This is a genomic window from Aquirufa sp. A-Brett2-W8 (assembly GCF_054558755.1).
In genome coordinates this window covers 232,106-249,322 of sequence record NZ_JBPXKS010000003.1, presented here as the reverse complement: position 1 = coordinate 249,322, position 17,217 = coordinate 232,106, and the positions used below count along the sequence as shown (strand labels likewise).

The following is a 17,217-nucleotide window of genomic DNA, read 5'->3' as shown; positions in this document are numbered from 1 at the left end:
ATATTATTTTTTTAATGTAAGAATAAAATCTTCTACACTTTTACCTTCAAATTCTGAAAAATAAAAACTCAAATCCTCCGCACATTCAAAGCCAGAATCCTTAAACAAACTCTGCAAACACGATTTTTGCAAACAACCCTGCTTAATTAAATTTTTGGCAAATTGAATCCGCAAGCGATTCATTTCATCGGTGAAGTTAGTGAAAAGATAAAGTTCAAAAAAATCATTCAATACCTTTTTGTCTATTTGGACTAATTCCCCGAATTGATGCAAAGTCAAATCCGATTTTAAAAATGGTTTATCAAAGATATAACAAGCATTTATAGCTTGATCCATCTTATAATAAAACTCATCCTGAGGATTGAAAAAACGTTTAAATCGATCTGCATTTAAATAGATTACCTGAGGAAATAAGTACAAAGTACAGACCATGACCATATAGGCAAATAAGGAGATATATTTTATCTCAGTAGGGTGATTTAAAAAAGAATAACTATACGTATTTTCTAACCAAACACCTAAAAATACCGAGCTCATTCCAACAAAAACAACTAGTTGAAGTATAAGAAATATGGATAACCACTTTCCTGCCTGTAGGGCTTTATAAAAATAGCCCTCATTATTCCTTATATAGCGAATGCCCCATACCGTATATATTGTCAATAATAAAGGTCGGAGTATATAGATATGGCTTGCTTGAAAGACTAATCCTAATTGAATAGAGAACATAGATGTCCAATCGCTAAACACTTGCCTAACCACGCCCACTTTATAGGCATAAGGGGATATATAATAGGGTATCGTATCTATAAAAACGAGAATAAAAGGAATAAAATGCCAAAAATCACCCCAACTAATTTTTGTATTTCCACTTCTCAAACTGCGTAGATAAAAGTAGATCAGCGGCCCAATTAAGAAGTATAAAGAAGAGAAATTTCCATATAATAAGACCGTAAATAATAGACTATGTCCTAAGGACATCGAATAAATAGTCAAACAATAAATACCAGAAATAAAAAAAAGAATGGCTAAATAGATATTCGGATTAGCGAATAAGGAACCCCTCGATTTCAAAAAAATGATCGAGGGCGTCATAAAACTAGTAAATAACGTCATGACGAAAATCGATTGAAAAAGAAACAGCATTATTAAGTGGTTAGTTATATTTGTAATGTACAAAATAATACCGAATGAAAACCTAAATGAGTTAAATTACCATTATATCCAATTAGATAATGAAAGTAACCAAAAAATTCTCCCGTTTTTGTTATCATGACATTAGCAGCAGTCTCGCTTAAGTATTTAGAATTTTTAGCATAAAAAAACCATACTCCCTTATCAAGAGTATGGTAAAAAAAAGAGTGGACCAGCATGGGCTCGAACCATGGACCCCCTGATTATGAGTCAGATGCTCTAACCAACTGAGCTACAAGTCCGCATTGTACATCCTTTAAAGGAATTCAATGTGACACAAAATTAAGGAATACTAACCTTTTTAGCTAAATTTCGGAAAAGAATATCCCATGTACCCGACTAAAATAATTAATGACCCGATTTATGGTTTTATTAAAATCAATAATCCATTAATTCTTGAACTTATCGACCACCCTTATTTTCAGCGACTTAAACGTATTAAACAATTAGGTCTAGCTGAATTTGTTTATCCAGGTGCACATCATACGCGGTTTCATCATGCCTTAGGTGCCATGCATCTAATGGATCAAGTGTTAGATAATTTAAAAGCAAAAGGATATTCCATTTCACCCGAAGAGCGTGAAGCAGCAGAAATCGCTATTTTATTACATGATATTGGCCATGGACCCTTTTCACATGTTTTAGAATACACTTTATTAAACGAGGTGAAACACGAAGATGTGTCTACTCTTTTAATGGCAAAATTAAATCAGCATTTTAATGGCCGACTACGTTTAGCCATTGAAATATTTGAAAATAAATACCCCCGTAAATTCTTCCATCAATTAGTATCCTCTCAATTAGATGTAGATCGATTAGACTACTTGAGTAGAGATTCCTTCTATACAGGTGTAAGAGAAGGATTCATCGGTTCTGAACGGCTTTTAAGCATGATGGACTTGAATAATGAACAATTAGTTATCGAAGAAAAAGGTATTTATTCAACCGAAAATTTTCTAATGGCCAGACGTTTAATGTACTGGCAAGTTTATTTACATAAAACAGCCATTGCAGCTGAAACGATGTTAATTCAAATTTTACGTCGGGCTAAATATTTGTTTTCTGAAGACCAAAAGTTACCCTGCTCAGGTCCTTTAAAAACCTTTTTAACAAGCACGTATACTTGGGATGAATTTTCAAAGAATGAAAGTTTACTCATCGCCTTTACTGAATTAGATGATCATGATGTTTGGGCTGCCATAAAGGAATGGAAAAATACCAATGATAAAATCCTAAAGCATTTATGTACACACTTTTTGGCCAGAAAATTATTCACTTGTAAATTAGGCTCTCAGCCACTTCCTAAAGCAAAAAGAGTCGAAATAGAAGAAAATATAAAACAAGAATACGGAATAACAGACGAAGAACTGTCCTATTTTGTAGTAGAAGGCTCTACATCAAACGCCGCCTATGTACAGGGCGACAACACCATTAAGATGGTCGACAAACAAGGCCAGGTGGTCGAGTTACTCGAAGCATCTGATTTACCGACCATACAAGCATTAAGTAAGATTGTAAAAAAATACTATTTTTGTTGTCCAAAGAGCGTATATTTGCAAGGAGAATTGAGCTAAAGGAAATTCTATTAGCCCTTATTAAACATCGTTTGACCGAATGAAATTTACTGTTGATCAAATAGCCCAATTAATTCAAGGAACAGTAGATGGTGATGGTTCAGCAAGTATAACGGCGTTTAATAAAATTGAAGACGGGCAAGAAGGATGTATATCCTTTTTAGCTAATCCGAAATATGAATCATTCTTGTACATCTCTAAGTCAACAGCTATCATCATAGCAAACGATTTAATTTTAAAAGAAAAGCCTTTAGCTACCTTGATTAAGGTTAAAGACCCCTACTCCGCCTTCACTATACTACTTCAAAAATACCAAGAATTTACAAGCGTAAAGGAAACCGGTATTCAAGAACCTACACACATCGCAAAAAGTGCTAAAATAGGGTCTGATTTGTATTTCGGGCCATTTTCAAGCATAGGTTCAGAGTCTAGTATTGGCAATAATACGTACATTGCCGCGCACGTAACCATCGGAAATAAAGTAAGTATTGGCAATAATTGCGTAATTTATCCAGGCGTAGTTATTTATAACGACACCATAATAGGTAATAATTGTACGCTGCATGCGAATGCAGTAATCGGTTCAGATGGATTTGGTTTTGCCCCTCTTGCAGACGGATCTTTTACTACAATACCTCAATTAGGGAATGTAGTTTTAGAGGACGGTGTTAGTGTAGGTGCTAATACGACCATTGATAGAGCCACGATGGGATCTACTTTAATCAAGCAAGGTGTAAAAATTGATAATTTAGTACAAATAGCCCATAACGTAGAAATTGGCGCTAATACGGCCATAGCAGCACAAACAGGTGTTTCTGGTTCTACAAAAATTGGCCAAAACTGTTTAATTGGTGGTCAAGTAGGAGTAGCAGGGCATATTACCGTTGCAGATAGAACCATTGTTACCGCTCAATCAGGGGTAACGAAAACGGTCCGAAAAGAAGGACAAATATTAGGGGGAACACCGGCCTCCCCTAATAGTGAATACTTGAAACGCAATGCTTTATTGCGTCAGTTGCCGGACTTATTAAAACGATTAGAATCTTAATAACGCGTATGAACAATAAGCAACATACTATTACCAATGCTGTAACCCTATCTGGTGTAGGTTTACATACTGGCGTAGTTGCCAATATGACATTTTTACCTGCTCCTGCTAACCACGGGATCAAATTCCAGCGTGTTGATTTACCAGGTCAACCGATTGCAGATGCTGATGTAGACTATGTAGTAGATACCTCACGCGGAACAACAATAGAGCATAATGGCGCCCGTATTAATACTGTGGAGCACGTTTTAGCAGCACTTGTGGGTTTAGAAGTAGATAATATCCTCATTCAATTAGATGGCCCGGAACCTCCTATCATGGATGGCAGTTCCATCAAATTCGTGGAAGCACTAAAAGACGCTGTTTTAGTAGAACAAGATGCGCACCGCAAATTCTTTGAAATTACAGAGGAAGTTCGATTCAAGGATTTAGAAAATGGAATTGAACTTGCGGCATTACCTCTAAATGACTACCGTATAGCGGTAATGGTGGATTATAATTCCAAATTTCTAACAAGCCAACACGCTAATCTGAGCCATGTCTCTCAGTTTGAAAAAGATTTTTCTATGTGCAGAACATTCTGTTTTGTGCATGAAATAGAAGTATTATATAAAGCTGGATTAATTAAGGGTGGTGATTTAAATAATGCTATCGTTATAGCTGATAAAGATTATTCTGAAGCAGAATTAGCTCATTTATCAGATGTTTTGGGAAAACCTAAAATCTCTGTTTCTAAAGAAGCTGGGATACTTAATAATACCAATTTACATTTCAGTAATGAGATGGCACGCCACAAGTTATTAGATTTAATGGGGGATTTAGCCTTAGTAGGGCGTCCTATTAAAGCTCAAATCTTAGCGTCACGTCCCGGTCATGCTTCTAACATAGAATTAGCCAGAAAAATTAAGAAGTTGATGTTAGAAGCAGAGAAAAATAAAGTACCTGTTTATGACCCCAAGCAGCCTCCTATATTTTCTCACGAACGAGTATATGAACTTTTGCCCCATCGCTATCCTTTCCAAATGATTGATAAAATCATTTATTTAGATGATAATAGTGTTGTAGGGGTTAAAAATGTCACCATGAATGAAAATTACTTCATGGGTCACTTCCCTAACAATCCCGTCATGCCAGGGGTTATGCAAATAGAAGCCATGGCACAAACGGGTGGAATTCTCGTATTGAGTTCAGTAGATGATCCAGAAAACTATTGGCCCTACCTTGTAGGTATTGAAAATTGCCGTTTTAGAAGAAGTGTCATACCGGGAGATACAATTATCTTTAAATGTGAGCTTCAAGCCCCTATTCGTAGAGGTATTGCAAAAATGACTGGCAAGGCTTATGTCGCTGGCGTTGTAGTTTGTGAGGCAGAAATGACTGCCAGTTTAGTGCGTAAGTCCTAAGTTTAAAATGTATGATTCATCAGTTAACACATATTGATTCGAACGCTAAAATCGGTGCTAATGTTAGTATCGAGGCATTCACATCTATTCATGCCGATGTAGAAATTGGTGAAGGAACCTGGATTGGATCAAACGTAACCATTTATCCTGGAGCGCGTATTGGTAAAAATGTACGTATTTTTCCAGGAGCAGTTATTTCAGCTATTCCTCAAGATTTAAAATTTGGCGGAGAAACAACCACCGCTGAAATCGGCGATAATTCCACCATTAGAGAGTGTGTAACGATTAATCGGGGGACATCCGATAAATTAAAAACTGTAATAGGCAAAAACTGTCTAATTATGGCTTATGTACACATTGCACACGATTGCGTGATAGGTGACCATTGTATTATTGCTAATTCAGTTCAAATGGCTGGACATGTGACAGTAGGAGAGTTTGCCATCATTGGTGGTTCTTCAGCTATTCACCAATTCGCAACGATTGGTCAACATGTCATGATTTCTGGTGGTTCATTAGTTAGAAAAGATGTTCCTCCATTTACTAAATCTGGACGTGAGCCTTTAACTTATGCTGGCATTAATTCCGTAGGATTACGTCGTCGTAATTATACAGATGAGCAAATAAATATTATTCAAGAGGCCTACCGCTATTTATATTTGAGAGGATTAAATACAAATACGGCATTAGAAGAAATAGAGGCGCAATTACCTAATACTCCGGAGCGAAACGAAATTCTCAACTTCGTTAAGAATTCAGAAAGAGGTATCATGAAAGGCTAATTAAGTATGGAAATTCTTGTTCGTAACCTTTCCAAAAAATTCAGACAAGAATTTGTCATTCGTGATTTTAACTATAGCTTTCAATCAGGCAACTCCTATGCCCTTACAGGGCCCAATGGGTCCGGAAAATCAACTTTATTACAACTAATCGCTCAATTTACGCTTCCTAACTCAGGTAGCGTAGAAATGCTTGGCATTGATCCAGAATCAGTCTATTCACAAATCACTTATGCGGCGCCCTATGTCGAATTGATTGAAGAATATACTTTAAGTGAACATCTGCATATTCTCATTAAAAACAACTACCTCCCAGCATCAATCACTTTAGAATTCTTAGAGGAATTTATCGATTTACAACCGGGTCGAACTAAATTAATTAAGAATTATTCTTCAGGAATGCGTCAAAAAATCAAGTTAGGATTTGCCCTATTATCTGAAAGACCTGTTTTATTGATTGATGAGCCGACGACTAATTTTGACGAAAAAGCCAAGGAGTGGTTCTTTGATAAATTGAATAATCAGCGCGAAAAACTACTTATCATCGCCTCGAATGAAGGCAGAGAAATCGACTTCTGTACTGAATCGATTTCAATAAGTGATTTTAAATAATTTGGCGTAAACGAAATCTAATACTACCCCATAAGAGTAGAAAAAATCCTAGGAAGAAAATCAGGTCACTAAAGCTCAAAAGACCCATACTTAATCGATTATAATGGGAGGATAAGTCCAAAGCCTCCAATCCTATTTCCTTCGCTCCTTGCCAAAAAACAAAATTTAAAACCAAACCCTGAATAAAGGCTACAGGCTGCTTTCTACTTAAACTAGAGGCTAATACCCCAAAACCTACAAAGCATAGTATTAAAAGAAATAGTGCTAGATATCCACCTAAGATCAAAGATGAATCAAAATTACTTTTTGGAAAACCCAAAACAGCCACTGTTTGAACAAAAAGTAAACTAAGCAATAAGGTCAATACACTAATAAAAATAAGTGCTAGCAACTTAGCTGATAAAACTTGACCCAGGGTAATAGGAAGCGATCTTAGCAATTGAAACGTCCCTTTCTCTACTTCATCAGAAAAACTACTCATTGTCAAAGCAGGAACAAAAAACAAAAAGAACCAAGGGCTGAGGTCAAAGAAAACACTTAGCTCAGCAAATCCATAGTCTAAGACATTTCCGTCAATCACCCAGACATAAACTCCCATTAAAACAAAAAAAGACGAAATAGTCCCCCAGCCCATCCAAGAGCTAAAAAAGGCTAAAACATCTTTTTTAAAAAGAGCGAACATCTTATTCGAAAATAGGTTTTTCTCGTTTAACGACAGCAGCGATAATTAAGCCAAAAAGAAAATTGAAAATCAAGCTTGAAATTACAACAGTCACAAATTGAACTCCTGGATTCATGAATAGACTAGTTATTTCCTCTGCGCTCTGAATTTGGCTAGTACTAAGGCCTTGATCTTCCATCCGTTCTCTAGCTAAATCTAGTTGACGTTGCATGGCTGTATTATCAATAAACTGGATATAAATATAGTTAAACGCCCCGGCGACTAATCCGCTGATTGCCCCAGACAAAGTGGCTAATCCTAAACCTTGACCGTAGCTTATATAACCTTCATTTTGTTCTCTAAATTCGCGCAAACAAAGTAATAATATAGTTACGGATAACACCAGAGACCAGATACCCGATATCCAACCTATGGATTCTTGAAAATTTTCAGCCCAACCCATCACATTAACAAGAGTCGAAAAAAGAAAGCTTAATAGACCATAAATAAAACCATACTTCAAGGCAATAATAGATGATGAGGCTGTTGATTCTGTCGAGTTTTCCATAGCTATTTTTTATAGTAGAGTGAAATTAACAAATTAGGTAAAAAACCCAGGGCAATTTTTTGAGAAAAATCATCTTTTGCGATGCTGTAGGCATCAATTGATTTTATACCCGCATGTAAACTATTATAGTATTCTCCACCTTCTTGACTAACAATGACTTCTTTGAAGGAATTTAATTCTAATAAACTTTGTTGAATATAGGCTCCTAGCATTTGTAATCCTGCTTGAGATTGGAAAAAATAATACACGAAAAATGCACTTAATAAAGCTGTAATCACTATTAAGATATATTGGAGTGCAAAATAAACTAGAAAATGTTTCTTTTCGCCTTGGTGATTCTGTGGAAATTTAGAGACATACCACCATTGAAAAAAAAGTAAAAAAATGAAAGTAGGCGCTTTTTTACCCCCTAATGGAATAATGCCAAAAGACTGTAAAACATAGCCATAAGCCACTAGCAAGACTACGAATAGCAATGCAAATAGAACGAAACGACTAATTTCAGAAAACCAGTTATTGACCATTATTGAATTAATCCGTGATAAACCCCAGCCACTTTATAGCTGAACGAATGACCTAAGAAAATAGAATTCTTCGATTTAGAGACGATTGAATTTGACTCATAGACGTGGGACTCATTTTTAATAATCATCCCTTTCATCCATTCTCCAACCTTTAATTCTGGCAGTTGGATTCCTAAGAAGGCAGCCGAATTATGAGATAAATATTGATCTACTTTATCTAATCCTTGCTTTTTCGCTTCGGAGATAAAGGCTATCGCTAAAGTTTCTAAACCAATCGTACCAAAAGCAGCCTGATCAAACTCCAATTCTTTATATTCTACCTCCTGAGGGTGATGATCAGATACGACAGAAGAAATCGTTCCCTCTTTTAAACCTTTCCACAAGGCTAATCTATCTTTCTCTGTCCTAAGGGGAGGATGTACTTTTTTCAGTGTATCGAAATCGGCTAATGCCTCTTCTGTGAATAGCAAGGAATGAACTGCCACATCTGCCGTGACTGGTAAGCCGGCTTTTTGAGCCAAATTGATCAATTTAACAGACTCTGCAGAAGATATACAAGAGAAATGAAGTGAAAAGTTCGCATTGGCTAAACCAAACGAATGCTGCATCACGTAGGCTAGTAGATCTAGATCCCGTTTTACCTGCATCGTTTCCGCTAATTCAGGAATCCCCTTCAATCCTAATAAGGTACTTTGTAATCCTTCGTGAATCTGTCCAAACAAGGATAATCCGCTCACATCAGGTCGTGAAATAACCTTCACGGGAAGTGGCTGTAAATACTGAAGGCATTTTAACATTAAGTCCGTGTCTTGCAAAGATCCTGCACCATGACTAAACCAAGAGGCTCCTGCCTGATGCAGATCCATCAAATCACTAAAGTTCTCTGCCTGATTCCCTAAAGTTAAGGGAGCTGCTGGGTAACAAGCTAAGCCGGTACCAGCCATTTTTTGAGCTATGTATTGAATCGCTTCGGGTTGTTGCGGAACCGGGTCTCCTGTAGGCAGAAGCAGTAAGTCTAAGACGCCACCTTTCCAAGCAGCAGCACGTAAACTATCCCAATCTTCCTTGTTTTCACCACCTGGCAACGTATGATGCACCCGTAGATCGACGACGGAAGGAAACCAAAGTAATTCAGCACCCGATATGACTTCATCAGCATCCGCTTTAATCGAAGGTTCAATAGAAATCCAACGACCATTCTCCGCTAATAAATCCATCTTCTTCCCGTAGTGGGTTGACCGACTATCTTGAATTAAAATCTGATTGAATAAGATCCGCATTTTTTTTGGCTTATAAAAAAACCCTGATTAACAGGGTTTTAAAATCAATGTCCGATAAAGGATTTATATGTTTCCACATCCATCAATTGGGATAAATCACCAGCATCAGCTGCCTTCATTTTCACTACCCAACCATCCCCGTAAGGATCAGAATTTATCAATTCAGGACTGTTATTTAAAGCTGTGTTAAACTCTATAATTTCTCCGGCAATAGGTAAGAACAAATCCGAAACTGTTTTAACCGCTTCAACTGTTCCAAAAACACCATCTTTCGCGATATTTTTTCCTACCGTCTCGACTTCGACAAAAACGATATCACCCAATTCACCTTGAGCAAAATCTGTAATACCGATAATAGCTACGTCGCCATCTAATTTAATCCACTCGTGCTCTTGAGTATATTTTAATTCACTTGGAAAATTCATATAATATCTATTTGCTTACAAAGGTCACTAAATTCTCGATTTTTTGCAAACGATTTTAAATTATTCACTTAAACTATAGCGTATTTGGAAACCTCCTGCCACCGTAGAACGATAGAAGGAATTAGAAACCAGCGGATTATTCATCATCTTATCAAAATAAGCGGTGACCGTTAATTTATTATTCACATTATAACTTATTTGTGGACGGAATTGAAAATTCACAAAACCTTGCGTTACAATCGTCTCCGCATCTAATTTACGCTGTAGCGTACGCGTATCTCGAATCGTTAAATTCATATTGAAGCGCAAATCATTAGGTAAGCGCACGGCTCTACCATTGATTTTAAAAGGTATAAGCAAATTGGCTTTAGTAAATCCTATGGCAACGGTCAAATCCTTATTAGCCAATTCCGCTACTTGTGAATTCGCTAGATTTAAACCTACATTCCGATCTTGGTTATACTCTAAACGTAAAGAGATCTTACTCTTAGTAACCGCATTAACCCCGATTAACGGAGAAAATCTTTCTACAAAAGAAATTGTACTCATTACATAAACGGGAATCAACGTATTGGTCTCAGGATCAAAACGAGTGGAAAGTGGATACAACAAACTATTTAAAGACAAGTTCATATAATCGGTGGCAAATTGACCATATTCCAGCGAGGATACAAAATTTCCCACATTATAGGTGCTTGAGTACATATGCGAAATTGTAAAGGAAGCAAACTTATTCTTTATGCCTGGAAATAAATTCAAGCCATTATAATCTACTTTCCAGTTAGGTAGCGGGATATCATAGAAAGGCGAATACTTGACACTATTCGCTGAAACACCCGAATAGGCTGCAAAGAAAGCCGGAATCAGAACATCCTGGGAGTTCTGATTATAGGTCCCTATTTCAGTTGGTTTAGCCTTGTTTAAACGAGATAAGAGAACCGAACGATTAGATCTAAATTCCTCGAAAACCGTTTCTGGATCAGAAAAGGCCGTCATGAAGGATAGGAATGACATCGAATAATTACCAGATCGTATAGGACTTTGAGATTTAAAAGGACCATTTGCTTGCTCTGGACGGAAAAATTCTTGGTAGTTATCCCCCCGATTATAATTCCCATCTACCTGAATACGCAAATCTTTAGTAGGCTCTAGTTGGGTTGAATAGCTTAACTTTTGGGTTCGCAGCTGGGTGAATGGGGTATTTTGAACTGTACTTTTTGTAAGCCACCCATTTTCAGCTGATTTAAATCGAATACCTTCATCCTGTCCCCCACTGATAAAGTCAAAACCAGGTGCGGAATTAATTGCATTCATACCTAAAATCCCAGGATTTGGCATAAAACCTGGTAAGGTCGTAGATTCATTAACTGAATAATTAACCTGAATTCCGCGCAAAGTTAAAAGTAAACGAGTGATTGATTTCACAGCATTATTCGCTGGAATAACGATATCCTCCTCATCACCAGGATTCCTTGCGACATTCTTGCCAAAAGTTCGAGGACTATTCGCCCAGCGCAATGCTTTTATGCGATTATACAGAGCAACAAAATCAATTTTCCCATTAATAGCCTGCTCCCGGTTATTTTTAATAATATTCCCAAATGGCAAACCTAATGAATCTCGAATGTCAAAAGAGTTAGCGAAATAATTATATCCAATTCGATGCGTATAATCCGCATTCATCCAGTCGGTAAGAACCGATTTCTGTAAAGGTAAACGCCATACCATGCCCGCTTGTTGATCAAAGCTTTTAGCTCTACCTAAAGCCCGCAAACTAATCATCACAGAATCTCGCTTTTCTTGGGTATCCAAATCCCCAATGGGTTCATCAATGATAGAATTCACCTGCGCATTATAATTTAATACGACACTCTTAGTCAAATTCCAATTTAACGCATACTGGCGATTAAAGAACCAATACTTCTCAAATTGGGGAGCCACACCTAGCGTAGTAAATTCGGAATTCCGCATTTGGGTTTTGATGAAACTACGATCCATATCTAATCGAACCAATAAAGACGATGGGACTAGATTTAGATTGAAATCTTTAATCAATTCAAACGACGCTTTCTTAAATGGTTCAAGGAAACGGGATGAACTCGTAAAAGCATATAAAACACTTCCCTTATGAGATAATTGATTGTATTCGGCAATCAGAGGGCTCGTCCGTATCATTTCTGAATAGGCGTACGAGAAAGTAAAATTAGAGAAATCCCAAGGATAGCTATTTTTAGATAGTGCACTTCTCGACTTCTTCACATTCGAAAAATTGAAACCTTTCCGCTCCGTATTATCTTCTACTAGAGTAAGATAAGATTGTTTTTTTACCTCAGAACTAAACTTCTGAATTGAATTCCTTAAGAAAATATCAGGATCAAAAGGATCAAATTCTGGCGAAATATTCCGTCTGTCGTACGTAATAAAGAAAGGTATTTTAAAACCCCAGCTCTTAGGCAATAGTTTGTCTAAATTCAGGTTAGCCGTAATTCCATATTCCAAATTATTTTCGCGACTACGTTCTGAAATTTTGGCCTGAACCCCACCAAAACCGTAATTCTTAAAACTACCATTCATCTGAATCGTACCTAAATCCGCTAATTTCAAACCTAATTTACCTATAGCCGCTTCCCCAGAGGTCTGATCAAAGCCAGACGCCCTTAATTCATTTACCCATATACAGAAAGATTTATTCGTCGTACTCGTATTTCTCACGCCTATCATCGTCACCATCGTGGCGCTTTGATCAGGACGACCCATCACAGTAATTTTATACGTTTTACCAGTAGAACTCGTCACTAGCATAATAAAACGCTCTTGCAAACTCTTCCCTTGCTTGTCTCTCTCCGTTTTCACTTGTTTCACTAAATCAAACTCGATATCAAACTCATTTTCCATCGGCCAAATTTCGGTATCTATACTTTGGCCTTTCTGTGTTTGCGTTAAGCCTGAATTCTCTATTTCATAGTAATTATCTGTCAAATCAGTTCCAATTCGTAAGAATGCACTCACTTGACCATTAATTGCATCCGGACTTTGCATCGAAACAAACATCTTTAAACGCTTGTAATTAATGAAATCGAAAAGCGTATTTTTAAAGACCGCTCTAGCATCCCCAGCACGTAAATTATCCACACATAAGCTCATGGATTGCTCATTCAGACGTGCATTATTAATAGTGGTAATATCTTGATCGCGTACAAATCCAGGAGGCACCACATAAGGAATTGCGGTCTCGCCCTTATTAGCAGGTCCATTTTCTTCAATATTCACACTCGAAACACGGAACTTAGCATCATAGGGTTCCGGCAAATCTTGACCACTTCGCTTATCTAATTCACCCACAAATTTTCGGTAACTATAACCGGATAATTGAAGCTGAGCAAAGCGCAAAACCACTGGCTCTTGAAATTCTTTAAGCACCATTCGCATAAAGCGGATTGATTTAAACGAATTAATCTCACCAGCGGGCGTCTTGTAATTGCGTTTATCTTTAATGGGAATCCGGAATAAATACCAATTAACTCCACCTTCTGAAATCTTATCTACCACAAATCCATTCCCGATTTGAAGGCTAATGGGTTTTAAATCTACCTCATATTCAAAATAAGCCTCATTTTCGTTAACGGTATTGTCATTATTCAAATCCTCCCGATCAGGCAACATACTATTTGCCTCCGTAAAATTGGTATTTGATGGATTCGCCGTAGTAGGGCTATTATTTTCCATTCCCAGGTAATTCTTATAGCGCTGAATAAGTGATTCGGTACTGTTGAATTTTTGGTTTAAGTAATAATCGAAATCATCACCAGCGGGGTCATTTTGAATTATTGCCAAAGCAGGCGCATCTGTCACCCTTCCCTTAATTTGATCTAAATAAGCCTTAAAATGAGTTGTTTCAGTCAGCGCAGTTGCGTCATCAGAGCTATTAGGCAAACCATCTAATCCAATATCTTGCTTCTCTCGACCAGCTGAATTATCAAAGGCATTAATTACGAATTGGCGAGACGGCGCTAAACCCCATTCCGTAGTTTCCACATTTTTACCAGCTCCTGCCGTAATTTTATTCCCGGCAGGTATTCCGTTTTCAAAATTGGAATAACCATCTGGAATGAAGTCCTCGGAAACATCACCAAGATGAAAAACTAATTTACCTCCAGTCTCGTTATTTTTATTAAATATTCCATCCCGAATTTTACCAGCCTCACCCCCTATAAATGGATCCATTAACCAAAATTCAATTTGCTCCACATTCGCATTATCAAAATCCGTATCAGAGCTGATGGCCCTCGTGATAGCGCCAAAATTAGAAGCCGGAGTAGGCAATAATCCTTTCGACGAGAGATTGGTATTAAAATTATACAATCCCCTTTCAGAAGGGAAATAAGCTACATCTAATACACCGATAGGCAGATTAGTTATGTTGTTTGCAAAGTCTTTATTAGGAAACAGCCCTTTAGGCGTAACGACTCTTTCGTAAGCATAGGCGTTAACTTTCGTGGGATCTAAACCCGGAACATCTAAGGCAAATCCACCTTGACCATAAATACTTGCATCCACCGTATAGGCAGCAATTTTAGCCCGATTAAAACCAGCCGCTAATTTACTCCCCGTCACAACATACGATTTAGGAGTAGCTCCCGATTTCCATAAGGTAGACTGGGAGCTTAGATTATAAATGACACGCGCAGCCTCAAAATCATCAATGAAAGCATTGCCTTGAACCCGATCATTTACATTCGGGATTAGTTTCGCAAATTCACCCTGAAAATCAATGACCGATGTTTCTTTTGTTGAAATCAATGGTAGCTTATCTAAGAAGCGCGTAATACCCTGAGAATTCTGCAAAATAGTAGCGTCAAAACCAATGAGCGTATTATCCACCGGTTCATTCCCCATTGCCACCCTTCGGAAAAAGGCAGGAGGACTTTCAGACATATTTTGGATGGTCGCTCCTAGATGCACATTCTTACCTAAATTATAATCTAAACGCGTTCCTAATAAGGTTCGGATTTGATTAGAGAATAAATCAGGTTTTTCATAACAAACCTTAATTTCTCTTCCAGAACCAAAGACGCCTTCATTGATGATTTTCACCCTCCCTGACTGCGGTTCGACTATATAATCTGTACCAGCCGCTAAAGATTGTCCACCAGCCGTAACTGTAACCGATTTTGCCTCAACCCCGAATGGCAAAGAAATATCTCCACCCGAACCCGACTGAAAAGATCCTTTGATAAAAAACTTATTCTTAGTCGATAATTGAGCCGCATCCATTTGAGTCCCCGTATACAATTTATCGAATACATATTTATCTATTAAATTGGTCTCTGATGAGGTGAATTTCGCACGTAGACTACTCCCAAAAGGCTCTAAGACTGGAAAAATAATTTTTCCGTTTTTCGAATCAATCGTAATATCATCAATGTAATCAAAGTTTCCATCCGGCTGAGGATCGCCAGCAAAATTCAATTTATCTAAACCTAAAACCTTCACTAGAGGAATATCTTTGAAGTTAGTCCCTTCAATCAAATTGCTATTATCGATCCCCGTCGCATCATCCTTGTAGACAATTCGCAATTGAAAATTTTGCTTAGTAAGTGCGGAAGTATTCAATGAATAAATATTCTTCATCATTAAATCCCACATGGGATGAGGCTTGCCAGTCGTGGATGAATTTAGGTTATTTCTTATCATACTTGACTTCAGCATTTTAAGAATCAAAACCTCATCATCTTGGCGAGCCTGGTAATCTTCTGTCAACTCCCCTACTTTATATTTACGCCCATTCAGCGTGTATTCATAGGAAACTGCTAAAACTTCATCGTTACGAAGTGGAGCTACTAAGGAAATATAGCCTAATTGGGAATTAAACTTAAATTCTCTATCCGTTAAGCGCTTCGCCCCTTTTAAAACATCAAAATCCGTTCCTCGTTTTAAATTATAGGTCGTCTCTAATCTATCAGTCGCCTCATTCGATTTCCGCAAATTGGGATCTGCTAAAAGCTTCGCATACATCCCATTTGCTTTATTATCTACTGGGCTAGTTGAATTAATGGGTTGAACAATTGGATTTGTATTGTTATAAGGACTAGCTTCACCCAAATCGTATAAGGAGACTAAATTCCGAAGAGTTTCCGTACTTTGGGTACGATTCGTTACATAAACCTCCACACGAGTTACCGTGATACCACTTGAAATAACGGGGAGATTTTTGAGTGCCCTTTCATAATTCGTTCGAAAATAGGATGATAAGAAAAAGTGCTTGTTTTCATCATATTGATCCACTCGTACTTCGAAATTTTTACCCTGCGTTCCACCCTTAAGCGTAATACAATCTTGTTTGGACCTTTGCTGAGCTGCCACAACGGTCATATCTAAGGCCCCAAAACGTAATAAGGTTTTCACACCGAATAAATTTTGAATACCTGGAATCAACTGAGAATTCAAGGTCCAAGAAGTATTTCCCACTTCAATATTTTGGAGAATATCTTCTTCTTGTGTCTTCCAATTTAATTTTAACTGATTCTGAAAGTTAAAACTAGCCTTCGTATCGAAATTGACATTCAAATTAAGCTTATCACCTATCTTACCTTGAAAATTAATCTGAGCCTGTTCATTAAAGAAAAGATTTCCTACATACCTTAATTGTACTGGAATAGCTGGATTATCGACAAATTGTCCCATATAGCCCACATCTAAAAGCAATGAACCATTGGGCTTAAATGAAACCTCTGTGCCGCCAAATATTCGGTCAATAGCCGGAGGTAATTCAATTTTAGGAAATAGACCCCGAGACTTTAAATTACTGCTACCATCTAAACTTTTAGAATAGGATTGCCAAAAGCTTCGATTCACCTCTTGGTTTTGTAATTGATTAAAAGACTTGAAATCAGTTAATTCAGCAGCTCCTGTGGCATCCTTCCGGATAACCATCTTTGAATCTGATTCAAAAGAATAGGTAGGACTAGATTTTTTTGAATAAATAGAAAAGGGGGATTTCCCTTGATTTCGATTTGATTTCTTTAAAGATAACCGCGGCTTTTTACCTGATTTGGAGACGGAATCTACTTGAGCTAGACTCGAAAAAGACAACATCATTCCCAAACCCAAATAGAAGGGTATCCATAATGACCAAAATTGTCTTTTACC

Annotated in this window: 12 protein-coding genes and 1 tRNA gene; 5 read left to right on the top strand and 8 right to left on the bottom strand. The window is 37.4% G+C overall.

What is annotated here, in order from left to right:
• Positions 1–3: 3 nt before the first annotated feature.
• Entirely contained in the window at positions 4–1,095 is a 1,092-nt protein-coding gene (locus tag ACST13_RS02985) for a hypothetical protein (RefSeq protein WP_459521736.1), read from the bottom strand.
• A 267-nt stretch (positions 1,096–1,362) separates the two neighbouring features.
• A tRNA-Ile gene (locus ACST13_RS02980) sits at positions 1,363–1,436 on the bottom strand.
• 87 nt (positions 1,437–1,523) lie between these two features.
• On the opposite strand from ACST13_RS02980, the gene ACST13_RS02975 reads away from it, so the two are divergent.
• The 5 genes from ACST13_RS02975 to ACST13_RS02955 are packed head-to-tail and all read left to right on the top strand — an operon-like array spanning position 1,524 to position 6,610.
• Positions 1,524–2,768 (top strand): HD domain-containing protein, encoded by a 1,245-nt coding sequence (locus ACST13_RS02975; protein ID WP_459521735.1) that lies wholly within the window; start codon positions 1,524–1,526, stop codon positions 2,766–2,768.
• Positions 2,769–2,808: 40 nt separating this feature from the next.
• Entirely contained in the window at positions 2,809–3,816 is a 1,008-nt protein-coding gene (gene lpxD, locus ACST13_RS02970) for a UDP-3-O-(3-hydroxymyristoyl)glucosamine N-acyltransferase (protein ID WP_459521734.1), read from the top strand.
• Positions 3,817–3,824: 8 nt separating this feature from the next.
• Positions 3,825–5,219, top strand: a complete 1,395-nt coding sequence (locus tag ACST13_RS02965) for a bifunctional UDP-3-O-[3-hydroxymyristoyl] N-acetylglucosamine deacetylase/3-hydroxyacyl-ACP dehydratase (RefSeq protein ID WP_459521733.1) — start codon at positions 3,825–3,827, stop codon at positions 5,217–5,219.
• A gap of 11 nt (positions 5,220–5,230) precedes the next feature.
• A complete protein-coding gene (gene lpxA / locus ACST13_RS02960) occupies positions 5,231–6,001 on the top strand; it encodes an acyl-ACP--UDP-N-acetylglucosamine O-acyltransferase (RefSeq protein WP_459521732.1) in 771 nt (256 codons plus the stop codon).
• Between the two features lie 6 nt (positions 6,002–6,007).
• Positions 6,008–6,610: an ABC transporter ATP-binding protein gene (locus tag ACST13_RS02955; RefSeq protein WP_459521731.1), complete on the top strand. Its 603-nt coding sequence runs from the start codon at positions 6,008–6,010 to the stop codon at positions 6,608–6,610.
• Here the strand turns inward: ACST13_RS02955 and ACST13_RS02950 are convergent.
• The 6 genes from ACST13_RS02950 to sov are packed head-to-tail and all read right to left on the bottom strand — an operon-like array spanning position 6,603 to position 17,166.
• Positions 6,603–7,292 carry an ABC transporter permease subunit gene (locus ACST13_RS02950; RefSeq protein ID WP_459521730.1) on the bottom strand — a complete coding sequence of 230 codons (690 nt, stop codon included), beginning with the start codon at positions 7,290–7,292 and terminating at the stop codon, positions 6,603–6,605. The two genes, ACST13_RS02955 and ACST13_RS02950, sit on opposite strands and share 8 nt — an antisense overlap.
• A 1-nt stretch (position 7,293) precedes the next feature.
• Positions 7,294–7,839, bottom strand: coding sequence for a DUF4199 domain-containing protein (locus tag ACST13_RS02945; protein ID WP_459521729.1), 546 nt, complete (start codon positions 7,837–7,839; stop codon positions 7,294–7,296).
• 2 nt (positions 7,840–7,841) lie between these two features.
• Positions 7,842–8,363: a hypothetical protein gene (locus tag ACST13_RS02940; RefSeq protein WP_459521728.1), complete on the bottom strand. Its 522-nt coding sequence runs from the start codon at positions 8,361–8,363 to the stop codon at positions 7,842–7,844.
• Complete coding sequence (locus ACST13_RS02935; RefSeq protein ID WP_459521727.1) at positions 8,363–9,643, bottom strand: dihydroorotase; 1,281 nt, start codon at positions 9,641–9,643, stop codon at positions 8,363–8,365. The genes ACST13_RS02940 and ACST13_RS02935 overlap by 1 nt, the downstream gene beginning before the upstream one ends.
• A 44-nt stretch (positions 9,644–9,687) precedes the next feature.
• The gene (gcvH, locus tag ACST13_RS02930; RefSeq protein ID WP_459521726.1) at positions 9,688–10,068 is read right to left on the bottom strand and encodes a glycine cleavage system protein GcvH; all 381 of its coding nucleotides are present in this window, start codon (positions 10,066–10,068) and stop codon (positions 9,688–9,690) included.
• A gap of 60 nt (positions 10,069–10,128) precedes the next feature.
• Positions 10,129–17,166 (bottom strand): T9SS outer membrane translocon Sov/SprA, encoded by a 7,038-nt coding sequence (sov, locus tag ACST13_RS02925; protein WP_459521725.1) that lies wholly within the window; start codon positions 17,164–17,166, stop codon positions 10,129–10,131.
• Between the last annotated feature and the right edge of the window lie 51 nt (positions 17,167–17,217).

What these genes read in the sequence shown, in the direction of transcription:
- ACST13_RS02985 (WP_459521736.1), bottom strand. Translation starts at nt 1,095, where the DNA reads ATGACGCCCTCGATCATTTTTTTGAAATCGAGGGGTTCCTTATTCGCT.
- ACST13_RS02975 (WP_459521735.1), top strand. Translation starts at nt 1,524, where the DNA reads ATGTACCCGACTAAAATAATTAATGACCCGATTTATGGTTTTATTAAA.
- lpxD (WP_459521734.1), top strand. Translation starts at nt 2,809, where the DNA reads ATGAAATTTACTGTTGATCAAATAGCCCAATTAATTCAAGGAACAGTA.
- ACST13_RS02965 (WP_459521733.1), top strand. Translation starts at nt 3,825, where the DNA reads ATGAACAATAAGCAACATACTATTACCAATGCTGTAACCCTATCTGGT.
- lpxA (WP_459521732.1), top strand. Translation starts at nt 5,231, where the DNA reads ATGATTCATCAGTTAACACATATTGATTCGAACGCTAAAATCGGTGCT.
- ACST13_RS02955 (WP_459521731.1), top strand. Translation starts at nt 6,008, where the DNA reads ATGGAAATTCTTGTTCGTAACCTTTCCAAAAAATTCAGACAAGAATTT.
- ACST13_RS02950 (WP_459521730.1), bottom strand. Translation starts at nt 7,292, where the DNA reads ATGTTCGCTCTTTTTAAAAAAGATGTTTTAGCCTTTTTTAGCTCTTGG.
- ACST13_RS02945 (WP_459521729.1), bottom strand. Translation starts at nt 7,839, where the DNA reads ATGGAAAACTCGACAGAATCAACAGCCTCATCATCTATTATTGCCTTG.
- ACST13_RS02940 (WP_459521728.1), bottom strand. Translation starts at nt 8,363, where the DNA reads ATGGTCAATAACTGGTTTTCTGAAATTAGTCGTTTCGTTCTATTTGCA.
- ACST13_RS02935 (WP_459521727.1), bottom strand. Translation starts at nt 9,643, where the DNA reads ATGCGGATCTTATTCAATCAGATTTTAATTCAAGATAGTCGGTCAACC.
- gcvH (WP_459521726.1), bottom strand. Translation starts at nt 10,068, where the DNA reads ATGAATTTTCCAAGTGAATTAAAATATACTCAAGAGCACGAGTGGATT.
- sov (WP_459521725.1), bottom strand. Translation starts at nt 17,166, where the DNA reads ATGATGTTGTCTTTTTCGAGTCTAGCTCAAGTAGATTCCGTCTCCAAA.